General features: G+C 32.0%; 18 protein-coding genes. 11 read left to right on the top strand and 7 right to left on the bottom strand.

The window, feature by feature from the left end:
* Window positions 1-38: 38 nt before the first annotated feature.
* The 5 genes from QZZ53_RS03820 to QZZ53_RS03800 all read left to right on the top strand — a co-directional run bounded on the left by QZZ53_RS03820 (window position 39) and on the right by QZZ53_RS03800 (window position 6,358).
* Window positions 39-1,445: a tetratricopeptide repeat protein gene (locus QZZ53_RS03820; RefSeq protein ID WP_296381659.1), complete on the top strand. Its 1,407-nt coding sequence runs from the start codon at window positions 39-41 to the stop codon at window positions 1,443-1,445.
* Window positions 1,446-1,483: 38 nt separating this feature from the next.
* Entirely contained in the window at window positions 1,484-2,452 is a 969-nt protein-coding gene (locus QZZ53_RS03815) for a DUF368 domain-containing protein (RefSeq protein WP_296381655.1), read from the top strand.
* Window positions 2,452-3,471 (top strand): DUF368 domain-containing protein, encoded by a 1,020-nt coding sequence (locus QZZ53_RS03810; protein WP_296381653.1) that lies wholly within the window; start codon window positions 2,452-2,454, stop codon window positions 3,469-3,471. The genes QZZ53_RS03815 and QZZ53_RS03810 overlap by 1 nt, the downstream gene beginning before the upstream one ends.
* Complete coding sequence (locus QZZ53_RS03805) at window positions 3,440-4,201, top strand: shikimate dehydrogenase (RefSeq protein ID WP_296381651.1); 762 nt, start codon at window positions 3,440-3,442, stop codon at window positions 4,199-4,201. The genes QZZ53_RS03810 and QZZ53_RS03805 overlap by 32 nt, the downstream gene beginning before the upstream one ends.
* A 78-nt stretch (window positions 4,202-4,279) precedes the next feature.
* Window positions 4,280-6,358 (top strand): DUF349 domain-containing protein, encoded by a 2,079-nt coding sequence (locus QZZ53_RS03800; protein ID WP_296381649.1) that lies wholly within the window; start codon window positions 4,280-4,282, stop codon window positions 6,356-6,358.
* 388 nt (window positions 6,359-6,746) lie between these two features.
* Here the strand turns inward: QZZ53_RS03800 and mazG are convergent, their stop codons facing one another.
* Genes mazG through ruvX form a run of 4 tightly spaced genes read right to left on the bottom strand, consistent with a single transcriptional unit; the run spans window position 6,747 to window position 9,007 of the window.
* Window positions 6,747-7,520: a nucleoside triphosphate pyrophosphohydrolase gene (mazG, locus tag QZZ53_RS03795; RefSeq protein ID WP_296381646.1), complete on the bottom strand. Its 774-nt coding sequence runs from the start codon at window positions 7,518-7,520 to the stop codon at window positions 6,747-6,749.
* 2 nt (window positions 7,521-7,522) lie between these two features.
* On the bottom strand, window positions 7,523-7,954 hold the full coding sequence (locus QZZ53_RS03790; protein ID WP_296381644.1) for a DUF5606 domain-containing protein: 432 nt from the start codon (window positions 7,952-7,954) through the stop codon (window positions 7,523-7,525).
* Window positions 7,955-7,964: 10 nt separating this feature from the next.
* Window positions 7,965-8,555, bottom strand: coding sequence for a peptide deformylase (gene def / locus QZZ53_RS03785; RefSeq protein ID WP_296381641.1), 591 nt, complete (start codon window positions 8,553-8,555; stop codon window positions 7,965-7,967).
* Window positions 8,556-8,593: 38 nt separating this feature from the next.
* Window positions 8,594-9,007: a Holliday junction resolvase RuvX gene (ruvX, locus tag QZZ53_RS03780; protein ID WP_296381708.1), complete on the bottom strand. Its 414-nt coding sequence runs from the start codon at window positions 9,005-9,007 to the stop codon at window positions 8,594-8,596.
* A gap of 520 nt (window positions 9,008-9,527) precedes the next feature.
* Between ruvX and QZZ53_RS03775 the strand changes: the two genes are divergently transcribed.
* Window positions 9,528-10,343 (top strand): 2,3,4,5-tetrahydropyridine-2,6-dicarboxylate N-succinyltransferase, encoded by an 816-nt coding sequence (locus QZZ53_RS03775; RefSeq protein WP_296381639.1) that lies wholly within the window; start codon window positions 9,528-9,530, stop codon window positions 10,341-10,343.
* A gap of 102 nt (window positions 10,344-10,445) precedes the next feature.
* Window positions 10,446-11,507, top strand: a complete 1,062-nt coding sequence (locus QZZ53_RS03770; RefSeq protein ID WP_296381637.1) for a glycosyltransferase family 9 protein — start codon at window positions 10,446-10,448, stop codon at window positions 11,505-11,507.
* Here the strand turns inward: QZZ53_RS03770 and QZZ53_RS03765 are convergent.
* A complete protein-coding gene (locus tag QZZ53_RS03765; RefSeq protein WP_296381635.1) occupies window positions 11,504-12,325 on the bottom strand; it encodes a glycosyltransferase family 2 protein in 822 nt (273 codons plus the stop codon). The genes QZZ53_RS03770 and QZZ53_RS03765 overlap by 4 nt on opposite strands.
* Window positions 12,326-12,354: 29 nt before the next feature.
* Between QZZ53_RS03765 and QZZ53_RS03760 the strand changes: the two genes are divergently transcribed.
* Window positions 12,355-13,131 carry a glycosyltransferase family 2 protein gene (locus QZZ53_RS03760; RefSeq protein ID WP_296381633.1) on the top strand — a complete coding sequence of 259 codons (777 nt, stop codon included), beginning with the start codon at window positions 12,355-12,357 and terminating at the stop codon, window positions 13,129-13,131.
* On the opposite strand, the gene QZZ53_RS03755 is transcribed toward QZZ53_RS03760, so the two are convergent.
* Window positions 13,128-13,898 (bottom strand): lipopolysaccharide kinase InaA family protein, encoded by a 771-nt coding sequence (locus QZZ53_RS03755; RefSeq protein WP_365940288.1) that lies wholly within the window; start codon window positions 13,896-13,898, stop codon window positions 13,128-13,130. The two genes, QZZ53_RS03760 and QZZ53_RS03755, sit on opposite strands and share 4 nt — an antisense overlap.
* Entirely contained in the window at window positions 13,891-14,688 is a 798-nt protein-coding gene (locus tag QZZ53_RS03750) for a glycosyltransferase family 2 protein (protein WP_296381630.1), read from the bottom strand. Before QZZ53_RS03750 ends, QZZ53_RS03755 begins: the two co-directional genes overlap by 8 nt.
* A gap of 153 nt (window positions 14,689-14,841) precedes the next feature.
* On the opposite strand from QZZ53_RS03750, the gene QZZ53_RS03745 reads away from it, so the two are divergent.
* The 3 genes from QZZ53_RS03745 to QZZ53_RS03735 are packed head-to-tail and all read left to right on the top strand — an operon-like array spanning window position 14,842 to window position 18,233.
* Window positions 14,842-15,843: a glycosyltransferase family 52 gene (locus QZZ53_RS03745; protein WP_296381628.1), complete on the top strand. Its 1,002-nt coding sequence runs from the start codon at window positions 14,842-14,844 to the stop codon at window positions 15,841-15,843.
* Between the two features lie 56 nt (window positions 15,844-15,899).
* Window positions 15,900-17,090, top strand: a complete 1,191-nt coding sequence (locus tag QZZ53_RS03740; RefSeq protein WP_296381626.1) for a UDP-N-acetylglucosamine 4,6-dehydratase — start codon at window positions 15,900-15,902, stop codon at window positions 17,088-17,090.
* Between the two features lie 3 nt (window positions 17,091-17,093).
* Complete coding sequence (locus tag QZZ53_RS03735; RefSeq protein ID WP_296381624.1) at window positions 17,094-18,233, top strand: LegC family aminotransferase; 1,140 nt, start codon at window positions 17,094-17,096, stop codon at window positions 18,231-18,233.
* The last annotated feature ends 8 nt before the right edge of the window (window positions 18,234-18,241 follow it).

Here is an 18,241-nt window from a genome sequence, read left to right as displayed (position 1 = left end):
CATTTTGAAGTTTATTTGATATAGTCATTAAACCGCTTATGAATTACAGTCACGACGACGAAAATTTTTCTCTTACTAGATTCGAATCCATGTTAAAGACAAATGATATTTTGTTTTTTGATTCAAGTGAATTCGAAAACATCATTCACCATTATCTCGAAAACGGTAAAATTGCTTTGGCTAAAAGAGCAATTAAATTAGGTTTAGAACAGCACCCAACATCAATTAATCTTAGACTATTTCAAGTTGAAATATTAGTGATTGAAAATAAATTCGTAGAAGCTGATAACGTTTTAGATATGCTTCATGATCTAGAACCAACAAACGAAGAAATTTTTATTCAAAAAGCAAATGTGTTATCTAAACAAGATGAACACGGAAAAGCAATAGACACACTTCTTATTGCAATTAGCATGTCTAAGACTCCAAATGATGATGCGGATTTGTATGCTTTAGTTGGCATGGAATACTTATTCTTAGATCAATTTGACAACGCCCTCATTTATTTTAAAAAGTGTTTGGAAACGGACACCTCAGATTATTCTGCATTACATAACATCGTGTACTGCTATGACTTCTTAAACAAAAACGAAGACGCTATACAATATCTTAATGAATTTTTAGATACCAACCCATATTGCGAAGTTGCTTGGCATCAACTAGGACGACAATATTTTACTATTAAAGAATATGAAAAAGCGAATGCAGCTTTCGATTTCGCGATAATTTCTGATGATACTTTTGTTGGTGCTTATATCGAAAAAGGTAAGGTCTTAGAAAAATTAAAACAATACGAAGAAGCTATTGAGAATTACAAAATCACTCTAGCTTTAGACGACCCAACATCATTTGCCTTATTACGAATTGGACATTGTTATGATAAACTCGATCATGGTGATTTGGCTATACAATTTTTCAAAAAAACCATAGATGAAGATCCATTACTAGATAAAGGTTGGGTAGCTATCACTAAGTTTTACATGAAACGCTTAAACTACCAAAAAGCTTTGTACTATGTACAGAAGGCAGTAAATACTGATGGAGACAATGCCTTGTATTGGAAGTTATATGCAACTGTAAATAAACGTCTTAATTTCCTTGAAGAAGCAGAACGTGGCTATAAGCGCACATTAGAATTAGGAAATTATGAACTTGACACTTGGTTAGAAAGAGGAGATATTTTAATCGCTTTAGGCGAATATGAAGCCTCTATTTTCAATTTAATACAAGCTGCAGAGTTTTACCCAGAAAATGCTGAAATAGAATACAGACTAGGAGGTTTACATTTTTCAATGCATCAAACCGAAGAAGGTCGTTTTCATCTTAAAAATGCAGTTCGCCTTAATATTGATTATAGTTTTATTATTACAGAGTTATTTCCAAAGCTAGAAGACAGACCAATGATTAAGGCTATAATTTCAGATTCAAAAAAGGCTTCCAACTAAAAAAAATCATACCTTAGCGATTCTTATTTCTTAGAAGAATGCACAGACGATTTTTAGATTACTTAGTTATAATTTTCAAAGGCATTGCTATGGGAGCAGCAGATGTTGTCCCAGGCGTTTCTGGTGGAACAATTGCCTTTATTTCTGGTATTTACGAAGAGCTTATTGAGAGCATAGACAAAGTTAGCTTAGGATTTTTCAAAGTATGGAAAAAAGATGGTTTTAAAGCCGCTTGGACATCCATAAACGGAAGCTTTTTATTGGCACTTTTTTCTGGTATTGCTATTAGTATTTTGTCCTTAGCAAAATTGATAAAATGGTTACTGCATAATGAACCTATTTTATTATGGTCCTTCTTTTTTGGGTTAGTTTTAGCGAGTATTTTATATATCGCTAAACAGATAAAAGCTTGGTCACCAAAAATTATATTGGCAATTATAATTACATCAATCTTATCTTATTTTATAACGCTTGCTGAACCTTTCGCATCACCAGACAGTTCAATATATCTATTATTTTGTGGATTCATTGCTATTATCGCAATGATTTTACCAGGTGTTTCTGGTGCATTTATATTATTAATTCTTGGAGCATATCAAACTGCAATTGACACAATAAATAATTTAATAGAAGGACTAACCACAGGGAATATGAACCTTTTTAAGGATGCATTTCTTAAATTTTGCCTTTTAGCGATTGGTGCTGTGATTGGATTAAAAGTGTTTTCAAAAGCTTTAAACTGGATGTTTAAACATCAAAAGAATTTAACCTTGGCTATCTTAACAGGATTTATGATTGGGTCTTTAAACAAAATCTGGCCGTGGAAGGAAATCTTAAAAACACGTATTAATTCTGAAGGAGAGGAAGTTACCTTATTAGACAAAAGTATTCTACCATCATCTTACGACGGAAATAACCAACTATTAATGGCACTTATATTTATTGTCATTGGTTTTGCCGTAATACTCATTTTAGAAAGCTTAGGTAAACAAAAAAACGAAGCCTAATGCAAAGTACTAGAACCCTTAAGGATCGCATATTTTTGGTCATTAAAGGTTTGTCCATGGGAGCTGCAAATAAAGTTCCAGGTGTTTCTGGTGGTGTTGTTGCATTTGTTGCTGGGTTTTATGAAGAGTTTATTTATTCCTTGCAACGCGTTAACAAAACCGCTTTTAAACTTCTATTTAATGGTCGTTTTAAAAGTTTCTATCGCTATATCAATGGTAAATTTTTAGGTTTATTATTCTTAGGAATGATTGTCAGTTATTTTAGTGTTTCTAAGATTCTCGATTACCTAATTGCAAACTACGAACTTTATGTTTGGAGTATATTCTTCGGAATGATTTTAGGGTCTATTTACTATATCAGTAAAGACTTTAACGCATGGAATAGAAAAACAATTATAGCTATAATTCTTGGTGCTGTGGCAGGAATAAGTATTAGTTTTCTAGATCCAGCAATGGAAAATGACAATTTGATTTTTGTTTTTTTCTGTGGAATTATAAGTGTGTCTGGTATGACACTTCCTGGGTTTTCAGGGTCTTTTATTTTAATTTTATTGGGTAATTATGTTCTACTTCTTGTTGATTCCGTCAATGCGCTTTATGATACCATTTTCGATGTTTTTAGTGGCAATTTTGAGTTTATTCATAATGAAGTTAGAATCAGAATGCTTAAAGTTTTAGCTGTGTTTACATTGGGTTCTGTAGCTGGTTTAGTTACCTTTTCTCATATTTTAAATTACATTTTAAAACATTACAAAAATATCACATTAGCTACCATAGCTGGATTTATTATTGGATCTCTTGGTGTCGTTTGGCCATGGAAAGAAACCATTTATAAAACAAATTTTGAAGGTGCATTTATTTTGGATTCCACTGGAAAACAAATCATTGCCAATTACCAACGTTTTTTCCCAGAATTCAATACCCAAACATATATTGCAATTGCTTATATTGCCCTAGGAATCCTCATAGTTTTAGGATTAGAATGGTATGGACAACGCACAAGACAACTCAAAGCTTAAATTCGGACTCGTAGGACGAGGCATATCCTACTCGTTTTCAAGAAATTATTTTGCTAATAAATTTCAATCAGAAAATTTACCGCACTCCTATGTGAATTTCGATTTACAATCTATTGATGAGCTAGATGACATCATTAAAAATGCACCAAATTTAAAAGGCCTCAATGTTACTATTCCCTATAAAGAGGAAGTAATACCAATGCTTGATGATTTAAATAAACGAGCACGGAAAATTGGTGCTGTTAATACCATAAGAATTACACGTTATCAAAAGTTAATTGGTTACAATACGGATTACTACGGTTTTAAAAATTCACTCAAACCACTTTTAGAAAAACATCATAAAACGGCTTTAATTTTAGGTACAGGTGGAGCTTCTAAAGCCATAGCTTATGCACTTAAAAAACTGAAAATTGATTATGACTATGTCTCTCGTTCTGAAAAGAAAGGTGTAAAGTTTTTGTATTCTGATTTAACGGATGAAATTATTTCGTCCTATTCCATAATTATTAACTGCACTCCGATTGGTACTTTCCCTGATGTGAATGTATGCCCAGATATTCCCTACGAAGCCATTACAGAAAAGCATATTCTCTATGACCTCATCTACAACCCAGAGCAAACAAAATTTTTAAGTTGTGGTGATATGAAAGGTGCTACAACAATTAATGGTTTAGAAATGTTACGATTGCAAGCAGAAAAGGCTTGGGACATTTGGAATAAATCTTAATACCAGCAATAGCCATATTTCCTTTGTAATTACCACACTTGTTAGTATCTTTAACATCCTATATAAAATATTTGACACATGTCTGAGACCGATAACCTGCAAGAAGCAGATGGAAAAAACGAAGTAGAATCTCAAGAGACTACTCCAACACAAGAAACAACTTCAACGATTGAAAATGAAGTTGAAAGCAATAACGTCGAAACTGAAGCAAAAATCAGCGAAGTTGAAACCGAAGTAGAAACTGAGGTTAATGCAGAAGCTGAAGAAACTGTAAAAACGGAAGTCATTGAAGAAAAACCTGAAGTTGAAGAAGAAGCAACAGCCGAAACTGAGGTTAAACCTGAAGTTGAAGTTACTACTGAAGATCATGTTGATGAGATTGAAGCTTCTAACGCTGAAGATGCTGAAGATGAATCTAATGCAGAGCGTCACGAGTTAGAAGATAAAGATTACCACGCCATGACAATGGATCAGTTGGCAACAGAATTCAACACGCTTTTAAAGCATCATAAAATTCAGACAATTTCTAAACATGTTAATGAAATTAAAGGTGAATTCAATTCGAAGTTTAACGCATTGCTTGATGAGAAAAAAGAAGAATTTGTCAATGATGGTGGCAATGAAATAGATTTTTATTACACTAACGACACTAAAAAACTATTCAACTCGTTATATAAAGAATACAAACAATCTATAAACGCGTATTACAAAGAGCGTGAGCAAAACCTCAAGCTAAACCTTGAAAATAGATTGCAAATTATTGAAGATATTAAGGGCTTACTTAATGTTGAAGAAAACATGGGTACTACCTATAAAACCTTCAAAGAACTACAAGAAAAATGGCGTAATGCTGGCCCTATTCCTAGAGACAAATACAATAACGCTTGGAACACCTATCATCACCATGTAGAACGTTTTTACGACTTCTTACACCTCAATAATGATTTGAGAGATATGGACTTTAAGCATAACTATGAGCAAAAATTAAAAATCATAGAACGCGCAGAAGAGTTAGCAAAAGATGAGAACACAAATCGTTCGTTTAGAGAGTTACAAGTACTACACAAACTTTGGAAGGAAGAATTAGGTCCTGTAGGTAAAGTGCATAGAGAGGAAATTTGGGAACGTTTTAGTAAGGCAACAAAAACCATACATGATAAGCGACAAGCTTATTATGCTGACATGGATAAAGCGCACGAAAAAAACCTTGAACTTAAAGAAGAAATCATAGCACAGATACTTGCTGTGAATGAAGACACTACAAGTTCTCATAGTGCTTGGCAGAAAAAGATAAAGACAATTGAGAAACTTCGCGAAGACTTTTTTAATGCTGGTAAAGTACCATTAAAAGTTAATGAAGCAACTTGGTCTAAATTTAAAGATGCAGTTAGAACCTTTAATCGCGGTAAGAATCATTTTTACAAAGATTTAAAGAAAGACCAATACGAAAATCTAACTAAGAAAAAGGATTTAATAAAGATTGCTGAAGACAATAAAGAAAGTGAAGACTTTACCACTGTAACTCCTTTGATGAAGAAAATTCAGAATGAATGGAAGAAAATTGGGCATGTACCAAGACGTGATAGTGATAAAATCTGGAAACAATTTAAAGGAGCTTGTAATCATTATTTTGATAGAATGCATGCTGAGCGTAAAGCTAAAGACCAACATTTGTATGATGCATTTGATAAAAAAGTAAAACTTCTTGATGGCTTAAAAGCTTTGGAGCTTACCGAAGATCCCAAAGCAGATATAAAAACACTTCAGGCTAAAATTTCTGAATGGAAAGACATCGGATATGTACCACAAAACAAACGTTACATTGATGGTAAATTCTACAAAGCCATTGATGATACTTTTGATAAGTTGAAAATGGATAAGTCTAAACTAGAGATGGTGAAATTTGAAAGCAAGCTCGAAAATCTAGCCAATCCAGATGACACAAGACTATTAGATAACGAACAGAACTTTATCCGCAAAAAAATTGACGAGATTAAATCTGAAATCAACCAATTAGAAAATAATTTACAGTTTTTCTCTAATGTAAAATCTGATAACCCATTGGTAAAAGATGTACATAAAAACATTGACAACCATAAAAAGTCATTAGACACTTGGAAGGCCAAGTTGACTAAGGTTCGTGGGATGTATTCTTAATACATTTATCTTATATAAAATCAAAACCCACTTGTGCTTTACAAGTGGGTTTTGCCCTAACTAAACTAAATTAACCTTAATTACAACCGCTTAAAATAATAATTAAGATATCCTACTAAGATTATAAAAACGCTTTTGTCTTTATATATATTATTTACGTAGGAAAATTACTTTTGGATGTTTCGCAATTAAATTTTTAGAAAACTTTAAGACTTAATTAATTCAACCACCTTACTATCATTCTGAACTTGATTCAGAATCTAAAATAGATATAAAGTATATAATGGATTCCGTGTCAAGCAAGGAATGACAATAGAAGCCATATATTATTGTTGACATTTCTAGCAACATATATTAAGATCTGCCTTCGCAAGAATGTTAGGAATGCTCAAAGCGACTTCGCCTCTTCCCAAAAGACATCCATCTCTGAAAGCGTCATATCTTTCAGAGATTTGTTTAAATCTTTAGCTTTACTTTCAAGATACTGAAAGCGCTTTATGAATTTCTTATTGGTACGTTCTAAAGCATTTTCAGGGCTAACGTTAAGAAATCTTGCATAATTTATCATAGAGAACAATACGTCACCAAATTCATTTTCAATAGCATCTTGGTCTCCTCTTGCAATTTCAACCTTAAGCTCCTCCAATTCCTCTTCCACCTTTTCAAAAACTTGCTCTGGGTGTTCCCAATCAAATCCAACTCCAGACACTTTATCTTGTATGCGATTAGCTTTTACCATAGCTGGCAAACTCTTTGGAACTCCTTCAAGTACACTTTTCTTTCCTTCTTTAAGCTTTAGTTGTTCCCAGTTACGTTTTACTTCTTCTTCATCTTTAACCACAACATCTCCATAAATATGTGGATGACGATCTATTAGCTTATCGCAAATACTATTACAAACATCTGCAATATCAAAATCGCTGGTTTCGCTTCCAATTTTAGCGTAAAATACAATGTGAAGTAACACATCACCCAATTCCTTTTTAACCTCATCCAAATCATTATCAAGTATTGCATCACCAAGTTCATAAACTTCTTCGATGGTTAAATGACGTAATGATTCTAGTGTTTGTTTTTTATCCCATGGACATTGCTCACGCAACTCATCCATGATAATTAACAAACGCTCAAAAGCTTTTAATTGGGCTGCTTTATTAGACATGTTTATTCTTCTTCGTCAGAAGTTTCAGTAGTATCTTCTTCAGCATCAAGTGCATCTAAAAGATTATTCTTTTGAAGTAAGTTATACCATTGCACTACCTTCTTAATATCCGAAGGATAGACACGATCTTCATCATAATCTGGTAAAACTTCGAAGAAAAACTCTTCTAAAGTATCTTTTCCATCTTTATGGCTAATTGATGTTGGTTTTCCTGCCTCTTTTTCCTTTACTTTTTTAAGAACCTCTCTTAAAGGTACTTCTTCAGTTAAGGTATAAATAGCAATTTCACTTAGAATACTAATGTTGCTATGCGCACCAACTGTAATTCGTTTTTTATCAATTAAAGATTCTACAACAGCACCTGTTCTTGTCTGTGTAACGATTTGGTATAATCCTGGTTTTCCAGAAACGGATAAAATTTTATCTAAACTCATATATATTGTATTAACGCTTTTTGCTCATAGCAGGAAAACGCATTCTGTAATCTATTTTAATCTTACCTTTAGATATATTGGCAAGTTTACCTTTTATTAAACGTTTTTTAAACGATGATAGTTTATCAGTAAATAAAATGCCTTCAATATGGTCGTATTCATGTTGAATAACTCTAGCAATTAGTCCATCGTACTCTTCAACATGTGTTTCAAAATTCTCATCTTGATATTGAATTTTAATCTTTGGTTGTCTAAAAACATCTTCTCTTACATCTGGAATACTTAAACAACCTTCATTAAAAGCCCATTCATCACCTTCTTCTTCTAAAATCTGAGCATTAATAAACGTCTTCTTAAAGTTTTTCATTTGCTCTCTGTCTTTTTCAGAAAGATCTTCATCTTCAGAAAACGGTTCTGTATCTACTAAAAACAAACGAATAGGTATACCTATTTGTGGAGCTGCCAAACCTACACCATACGCACCATACATAGTTTCGTACATGTTTTCGAGAAGCGCATCTAACTTAGGATAATCCTGGTCTATTTCCTTAGCTTTTTTCTTTAAAACAGCATCGCCATAAGCAACGATAGGTAAAATCATAATTTGTTTATTTTCGAGTGCAAAAATACAATTCTTATTTAAAAATTTGAAGCCAAATAACTTTGTAAAATAAGAGTAGCACTAATTTCGTCTACTAGTGCTTTATTTTGACGTTGTTTCTTCTTTAAACCACTATCAATCATAGTTTGAAATGCCATCTTAGAAGTAAAGCGTTCGTCTACACGTTCAACTGGGATATCTGGAATTGTTTTAGCTAGTTTTACCAAAAATTTCTGAATATAAACCTCGCTCTCAGAAGCAGTATTATCCATTTGTTTAGGCAAGCCAACAACAATTTTATCTACCTTTTCAGAAACAATATAATCTTTCAAAAACACAAGAAGATCCTTAGTATCAACCGTTGTAAGACCAGATGCAATAATTTGCATTTCGTCAGTCACAGCTAATCCTGTTCGCTTTGTTCCGTAGTCTATGGCTATAATTCTTCCCATTGTTGGCAAAGATACAATGAAGTTTTCTTCACTTCCTCTTTTATCTGAAAATTTCACATTTTGTACTTTAATTTTGTCTTTTTTGAGTATCATCGCTAAAACTATGCCACTAAAATTATTCATTACGGTACAAAAGCCAAAATTTTCGATTTAAAATAAAAAAAAACGCCTCTTACTAAAAAGAAGCGCTTTTAAATAATTAGCTATTAATTAAGTTAGATTTTATTACCCTCTATAATAAATAAATCATGTTAATTACTTTTAAGACACAACATTTTTATATTGGTCACATTTTTCTCACATTTTTTTATAAAAAAGAAAACTCCTCTATCTTAAGGGGAGAGGAGTTTTCGAAATTAGCTATTAATTAAATTCTCAGATATATTTATTAAAAATAAATTATCGTCGTTTAATTACTATTAAGACACCTCTTTTTTGAATAAGTCACAATTTTTTTAAAATATTTTTTGATGGCTAGTTATGAGCTTATCTTTGTGGCTAAATTATTTACCGTTTTAATATGACACAATTACAATCTATTATAGAAAATGCTTGGAACGATCGTTCGCAATTAAAAAATGAAGAAACTATTAATGCTATTCGTAGCGTTATTGACCTTATTGATTCCGGAAACTTAAGAGTTGCTGAGCCTATTGAAGGTGGTTGGCAAGTTAACGAATGGGTTAAAAAAGCTGTGGTTTTATATTTTCCTATTCAAAAGATGGAGACTTTTGAAGTTGGTATTTTTGAATATCATGATAAAATTCCTTTAAAACGTAATTATGCTGAAAAAGGAATAAGAGTCGTCCCTCATGCAGTTGCTAGACATGGAGCTTATATTTCTTCTGGTACGATTTTAATGCCAAGTTATGTAAATATTGGTGCATATGTAGATGAAGGCACAATGGTAGATACATGGGCAACGGTTGGAAGTTGTGCTCAGATTGGTAAAAACGTACATCTTTCTGGTGGTGTTGGTATTGGTGGTGTTTTAGAACCACTACAGGCTGCTCCAGTAATTATTGAAGATGGTGCTTTTATTGGTAGTCGCTGTATTGTTGTTGAAGGTGTACGTATTGAAAAAGAAGCAGTTTTGGGAGCGAATGTGGTTTTAACTATGAGTACAAAAATTATTGATGTTACTGGTGATGAACCGATTGAAACGAAAGGCTTAGTGCCTGCACGCTCTGTTGTAATTCCAGGAAGTTACACTAAAAAGTTTAAGGCAGGCGAATTTCAAGTCCCTTGTGCTTTAATTATAGGAAAACGTAAAGAAAGTACAGATAAAAAAACCTCTTTAAATGATGCTTTACGCGAATATGACGTAGCGGTTTAATTCACTTTACTTACGAATCTGAATAGTTTAAATACCAAATTCCAATATGAATTAATTTCTATTGAAATTTGGTGTTTTTTATTTGTATTTTGAATTTTCAATATGAAAGTTTTAATCATCCAACAAAAAATGATAGGTGATGTTTTAGCAACAAGCATTTTGTTTGAAGCTATAAAACACAAATATCCTGATGCCGAATTGCATTATGTGCTCAATTCGCATACCATTCCTGTTGTTGAGGGTAATCCTTTTATAGATCAATTTCATTTTTTCACTCCTGAGCACGAAAAGAACAAAAGAAAATTAATTCAGTTTGCCAAACAACTTCAAGATGAAAATTATGATGTAGTTATAGATGTGTATTCTAAATTTTCTAGTAATTTAATAAGCTATTATTCTAAAGCTAAAACGAAGATTTCTAAACACAAACATTATACTTCATTTATATATTCGCATACATTTAAAGATGCTAAAGTGGTTAAGACAAATGCTGGTTTAGCAATTGAGAATAGATTGCAGTTATTACAGCCTTTAAATATAGATAGTTCAAACATTATAAATCCAAAAATTTATCTCACCTCAACTGAAAAAACAAAAGCAAAACAATTTTTGGAATCAAACGGAATTGATTTAAAGAAACCGCTCTTTATGATTGGAGTTTTGGGAAGTGGACTCAATAAAACGTATCCTTCTGAGTATATGGCAAAAGTGATTGATACTATTGTAACTCAACAGCCCGAAAGTCAGGTTTTATTTAATTACATTCCTAATCAGGAAGCTGATGCTAGAGCAATTTTAGAGTTATGTGCTCCTGAAACTAAAAAACAAATTTTCTTTAAAGTCTTCGGAAAAAGTCTCAGAGACTTTTTAGCTATTACATCTCATTGCTCAGCTTTAATTGGTAATGAAGGTGGAGCAACAAATATGGCAAAGGCATTACAGATACCAACCTTTACTATTTTTTCTACTTGGATTAAAAAAGAAGCTTGGAACATGTTTGATGATGACAAGAAACATATTTCTGTTCACTTAAAAGATTTCAACCCAGATTTATATACAAATAAATCTAAAAAGGACATGAAACGCGATGCATTAAAATTGTATCAAGAATTTAAACCTGAGTTGTTGGTGTCTCAGTTAAAAAAGTACCTAAGTCAATTCTAAAGCTTTTCAATACCAAAAACTGTTTTAGTGAGTTTCTCACTTTTAGTAGTTGCTCTTATCATTAGATTCTTTTCTATCATTTCTGGTTTTACATAACCTCTTTCATGATCGAGATGCAAACAAATTGCGCTATATCTAATTTGTTTTGCTTTTAAACCTGCATTAAATAAACGTTCTCCTAATTCTCTATCTTCGCCTCCATATTGCATGCGTTCATCATAGCCATTTGCAGCAATGACATCTGTTTTATATCCAGATGCATTATGTCCATTCCAGGTTGCTGTAGTTGGTGTCAATGCATTTAAGAGTTTTTGTTTTAAGCCTTTAGCAGTAATCTTATTATTTTTAAATGAAGATTTAAGCCCTTGTTTTTTCAACCAATCAATATCAAAACATCGCTGTGTTTTTATGTCATCTTCGGATATAAGTTTACTAATGTTCATTGGTAATTTAAAATAACCACCAGATAAAAAATAACCAGCCTCACGTCTATTGATATGTACTTGTAAAAAATCATTTCTAGCCATACAGTCGCCATCTGTATAGACCAAGTAAGTGCCTTTACTTGCAACAGTTGCTTTATTTAGAATAATCGTTTTTTGAAATCCATTATCCTCATGCCAAATATGCTGGATAGGAAAACTCACTTTTAACCTTATAGAATCTATTAATTCTGCTGTTTCCTTATTTGAGCCATCGTCGGCAATAACAACTTCAAAGTTTTGATACGTTTGCACATCAAAACTCCACAGCACTTTCTCCAACCATTTCGGATTATTGTACGTACTAATAATTACTGAAGTATCTATAGGTTTCATTGGTTCAAAAATAGTTATTTTTACCAAATATGTCCGTACAAATGATTAAGCTTTCTGCTGTTATTATTACATACAATGAAGAGCGCAATATTGAAAACTGTCTTCAATCTTTGGTAAATGTTGCGGACGAGATTGTGGTTGTAGATTCCTTCTCTACTGATAAGACGAAATCTATTTGTCAGCAATACAATGTGAAACTAGTAGAGCAGAAATTCTTGGGTTATATAGAGCAAAAGAATTTTGCTTTAACACAAGCCAACTATGACCATGTGATATCTTTAGATGGTGATGAATCTTTGTCTGAGGCACTACAAAATTCAATATTAGAATTAAAAACCAATTGGGGATTTGATGGTTACTATTGTAATCGTCTTAATAATTTTTGCGGTCAATGGATAAAACATTCAGATTGGTATCCAAATAAAAAACTTCGCATTTTTAATAAAACTAAGGCTAATTGGACAGGTATTAACCCACATGATCATATCGAACTCAATCCTAATACTTCCAAAACAGGGCATTTAAAAGGAGATATTCTGCATAAAACGTATCAGAGTTATTCAGAGTTCAACCAAAAAACGGAGTATTTCTCTACTATAGCAGCAAAAGCCTACTTTGATAAAGGAAAAAAAGCACCTGTGTGGAAAATTATTTTTAACCCAACTTGGGCGTTTTTTAAAGCTTATTTTTCACGATTAGGATTCTTAGATGGTTTTAATGGTTTGGTAATTTGTATTCAAACTGCAAACATTACGTTTCTGAAGTATTCGAAATTAAGAGAACTATATAGAAATAGTAAAAACTAACTTTTAGATTTCCAAAATTTCAATTTGTTCTTTATGCGACGTCTTCTCCAGTAACGCTTTTGAAAATCTTGAGTATTATTCCACATTAAATTGAAAACAGTTTCATAAGATTCATTACTGCATTTAGCATATTCATCGCTCATCACTTCAACTAGAGCCTTTTTGGTTGTCAATTTTGCAAAGTTTTTAATTCGCTCTTCCAAATTCATAGGTTTAAATTCCATTCGATTTAAATCCACCAAATAAAATTCATACTCACCATCTACATTTTTAATCAAAGTATTACCTGGAGAGTGGTCTAAAAATTTCACCTGCTTTTCATGCAAGTCATAAGTGAATCTTGTGAATGCTCTTAAAATGGCTTCATGATTCGGATAAGTTAAATCAGTAGTTAACTCTCTATAAGTTAAATCACAATCTAACTGCTCACTGATATAATAACTTTTATTAAATAGAAACGGAGTCTTAAACTCATAATAAGCAATGGGTTGTGGAGTTCCAACATCTAAACTTTGGAGTTGTTTTGCGTATTCAAAAGAACGTTGTGCTTTACTTTTTCTTAAAAATCGATAAGCCAACTGATTAACAAAGTTCGGTACTCTAAACGACTTAACATTTAGTGTTTTATCTTCAAGTTTAAAAAGTTTTAGCGAATTACGATCTTGGTTTCCAAAATCCTCGCCTTTAGTATCATAGTTAGTTATGATATCATCAAGAAACGTTGCATGCTGCTTAAAACTATTATGTGTTTTTTTTATTCTATTCACTTAGATACTTATCAATACCGTTTTCGCACCAAACTAGTTTATTCGTCTGGGTATTTGCTTGAATTTCGTTATTTATATTCAATCCTGTTTTGGAAGCTAGTTTATGCCAAATATGATAAACAATTCCTCTAAATTTTAAGCGTTTCCCATAAATTTTATTATGCATCATTCTAAGAATAAGTTCTGTATCATCTCTTCCCCAACCTACCATATCTTCATTATAACCGTTAACGTCTATAAAGTCTTGTTTCCAAAAAGACAAATTACAACCTCTTAATTTCCTAGACATTAATGGTTCTCTTTTAAACCGTTTTGCTAATATCGGAATATGTAGTCCACGTGCACGTTTTATTAAGCCTTTGGATAAAAATGAAAACGTTACTTTCTTTTTTTTGAATATTTTAGGTATAACATAATCCTTTAAGTTAACTCTAGAGCCAAACAGATAAGTGTTTTCCTCAATAGCAGCAATATGGTCTTCAATAAATCTGCGATGCATAATACAATCGCCATCAATTTGAATAATATAGTCTCCTTTAGCTCTGGCAATAGCCTTATTTAAAATAACTTCTTTTGTAGACCCAATATCCTCATGCCAAACATGTATTAGTGGTGTTTTTAAATCTTTTTTAAACGCTTCTATTAATAACTTTGTTTCTTCTGTAGAACCATCATCCGCAATAATCACTTCATCTGGCAATTGTGTTTGGTTTTTCAAACTCAAAAGCACTAATTCTAAAGCTTCAACCCAATTATAAGTTGGTAGTACAAGCGTTGTGGTTATATTCATGTGGTATATGTAATGTCTTTTTATGGACACATGCTATTCGCTATTAATCATTTAATTTGATTACAAAAAATTGAAAATGCTCGTTTCATGTTTGCAATGCAAAGATTTAAAGCAAAAATAGTCATATTTTTGTATTCTAATCTGCAATCGTAAATGAAATCTAAAGGACTATTTGTAATCACTTCTGTTTATCATATCCTTTTATCTATCTTATTAATCGAAGAACGAAAACTTAAAAACAATATCCTTGTTATTGTTGAAATTACTCCAGACATTGAATCCTTAATTGAAGGCTTAAAAAAAACAACCTGGTTTGATGATGTCTTCTTAATGGCAGGTCGGAAATCACAAAAAGAATTAGCAGGTAAATTAACCTATACTTTAAATCGAAAAAAAATAGTTAAACTCGTAGATGCTAAAAATAAAAACTTAAAAGCCATTAAAAATGGTACATCTGAGCACGATATTTACATTTGTTCTCCAGATTCTGCCAAAAATTATTTCATTTACAAGTACAAAAATCATAATAAATTTATGATTGAAGATGGGCTAAAAACATATGTAACTTCTGCGCCAAATACATTAAAAAAAATGACAAGCGTTTTAGTAAATAGACCTTTAGTAAATGGTTTTGATAAACGAATTACTAAAGTTTTCGCTACTACACCAAAAGAACTTCCAGAAGAATTAAAAATAAAATCCGAACAACTTAATTGGAAAACTACACTTTCTAATTTAAGTCAAGAGAAACTCAATGCGTTGTCTTCAGCTTTTTTACCTTCTGTTGATCTTACAGAAGAAAGTTTATTTCCTAAAGACAAAACAAAAAGTATCATTATTACCCAAACTTTAAATGAGGATGGTGTTATAGAACACGAATCCGAAAAAATTGACATCTGTAAAAATTTTGTGAAGCAAGCTAATACCGAATTAATCTATATAAAACCACATCCTAGAGAAAAAACGGATTACGCATCTATCTTTAAAAACGATGAACTAATTATTGTTTTGCCAAAACTTTTTCCTGCAGAATTATTAAACATGCATCCTAATTTAAAATTCAAAAAAGCATTCACAGCGTTTTCGACTGCTATTGATCACTTAGAGCATGTTGAAGAAAAAATAAGTCTTGGTCGCGATTACTTTGTTAAATAATTTCTAGACTGTAATAGATTATAAAAACATTAAATTTACTGTAAATAAAACCATACATGCAGATATTAGATCTTATTGGTAGAAAAAACGAATTATTTGAACAGGATATCAAAACGTATAATAACGAATTGAAAGCCATCGTTTCATCTTCAAAATTTCTAGTTATTGGAGGTGCAGGTTCTATAGGCCAAGCCGTAACCAAAGAGATTTTTAAACGAAACCCTGTGAAGCTTCATGTGGTTGACATTAGTGAAAACAATTTAGTAGAATTGGTGAGAGATATAAGAAGCTCATTTGGGTATATAGATGGTGACTTTAAGACCTTTGCACTAGATATTGGTTCTATAGAATACGATGCTTTTATTGCTTCAGATGGAAATTACGATTATGTCTTAAATCTTTCTGCCTTAAAGCATGTACGCAGCGAAAAAGACCCTTTTACTCTAATGCGTATGATAGATGTCAACATTTTTAATACTGAAAAAACTATTCGGCAATCAATTGAAAATGGTGTAAAAAAGTATTTCTGTGTTTCTACGGATAAAGCTGCAAACCCTGTAAATATGATGGGAGCTTCTAAACGTATCATGGAAATGTTTTTAATGCGAAAAAGTAAGGACATTAACATTTCTACAGCACGTTTTGCAAATGTTGCCTTTTCAGATGGTTCACTCTTACATGGTTTTGATCAGCGGATTAAAAAGCAACAACCTATCGTTGCTCCAAACGATATTAAAAGATACTTTGTTATTCCGAAAGAATCAGGCGAGCTCTGCTTAATGTCTTGCATATTTGGTGAAAATAGAGATATCTTTTTTCCAAAGTTAAGTGAAGATTTACACTTAATTAGTTTTGCAGATATTGCTGTAAAATATGTAAAAACACTTGGTTACGAACCATATTTATGTGATAATGAAGATGAAGCAAGAGAACTAGTAAAAACCTTACCTCAAACAGGAAAATGGCCTTGCCTATTTACTAAAAGTGATACGACAGGCGAAAAAGATTTTGAAGAGTTTTTTACAGAAAATGAAACCTTAGACATGGAGCGTTTCAATGCTCTTGGTATAATTAAAAACGACTTAGATTCTAATAATGAAGATCAATTAGAATTGTTTTCAAATACTATAGAAAATCTCAAAGCAAAAAAGGCTTGGACTAAAGACGATATCACCAACTTATTTTTTAAAATGATTCCAGATTTTGGACATAAAGAAACTGGGAAATATCTAGACCATAAAATGTAACTGATGCACAAAGACATTATAAAATTTATTAGAGATATTTATAAGACTGAAGAGTTTATTCCACTTCACGAGCCAAGATTTAGAGGGAATGAAAAAAAATATATTAATGAATGTATTGACTCTACTTTTGTATCGAGCGTTGGTAAATTTGTAGATCAGTTTGAAGCTTCAGTCTCAGAATTCACAGGAGCAAAATATGCCATTGCAACAGTAAACGGAACAGCAGCTTTACATATTGGTTTATTACTCGCAGACGTGCAATCTAATGATGAAGTTATAACACAACCTTTAACTTTTGTTGCTACAGCAAATGCAATTAGTTACTGTAACGCACATTCTATTTTTGTTGATGTAGACATGGATACAATGGGTTTGTCTCCAGAAAAGCTCAGTGATTTTCTAAAACTAAATACTGAACTTATTAATGGTAATTGCGTAAACAAAACTACCAAACGTATTATTAAGGCAGTTGTACCAATGCATACTTTTGGCTTACCAACTCGTATTGATGAGATTGTAGACATTTGCAATAAACATCATATAAACGTTGTAGAGGATGCAGCCGAATCTTTAGGTAGTTATCACAAAAACCAACATACTGGTACATTCGGATTAGTTGGCACGTTGAGTTTTAATGGAAATAAAACAATTACAACAGGAGGAGGAGGAATGCTAATCACCAACGATGAAGCTTTAGCAAAAAAAGCTAAATACATTACAACAACTGCAAAAGTGCCACATCAATGGGATTATAATCACGATTTGATTGCATACAACTATAGATTACCAAACCTCAATGCAGCTTTAGGTTGTGCCCAAATGGAATCGCTTCCAGAGTTTTTAAAAAGCAAACAGAAACTAGCTAAAATATATAGCAATTTCTTTAGTAAAAATTCATCTATTGATTTTATAGAACCAACTGTTAATAGCATATCTAACTTTTGGTTAAATGCCATTAAACTTGAATCACTCGAAGCCAGAAACGAATTTCTTAAGGTTACAAACGAAAATGGCGTGATGACCAGACCTATATGGAAACTGATGAATTCATTGCCAATGTTCGCTTCTGCTCAATGTGGTAATTTAGATAATGCTTCTGCGTTAGAAAATAGAATTGTAAATTTACCAAGCAGTGTTATTTAAATAGAAGA

This window comes from Winogradskyella sp. (genome assembly GCF_016744625.1).
Classification (GTDB): Bacteria; Bacteroidota; Bacteroidia; order Flavobacteriales; family Flavobacteriaceae; genus Winogradskyella.
Note: the sequence above shows the minus strand (reverse complement) of the source record. Positions and strands in the feature narration are given on the sequence as shown.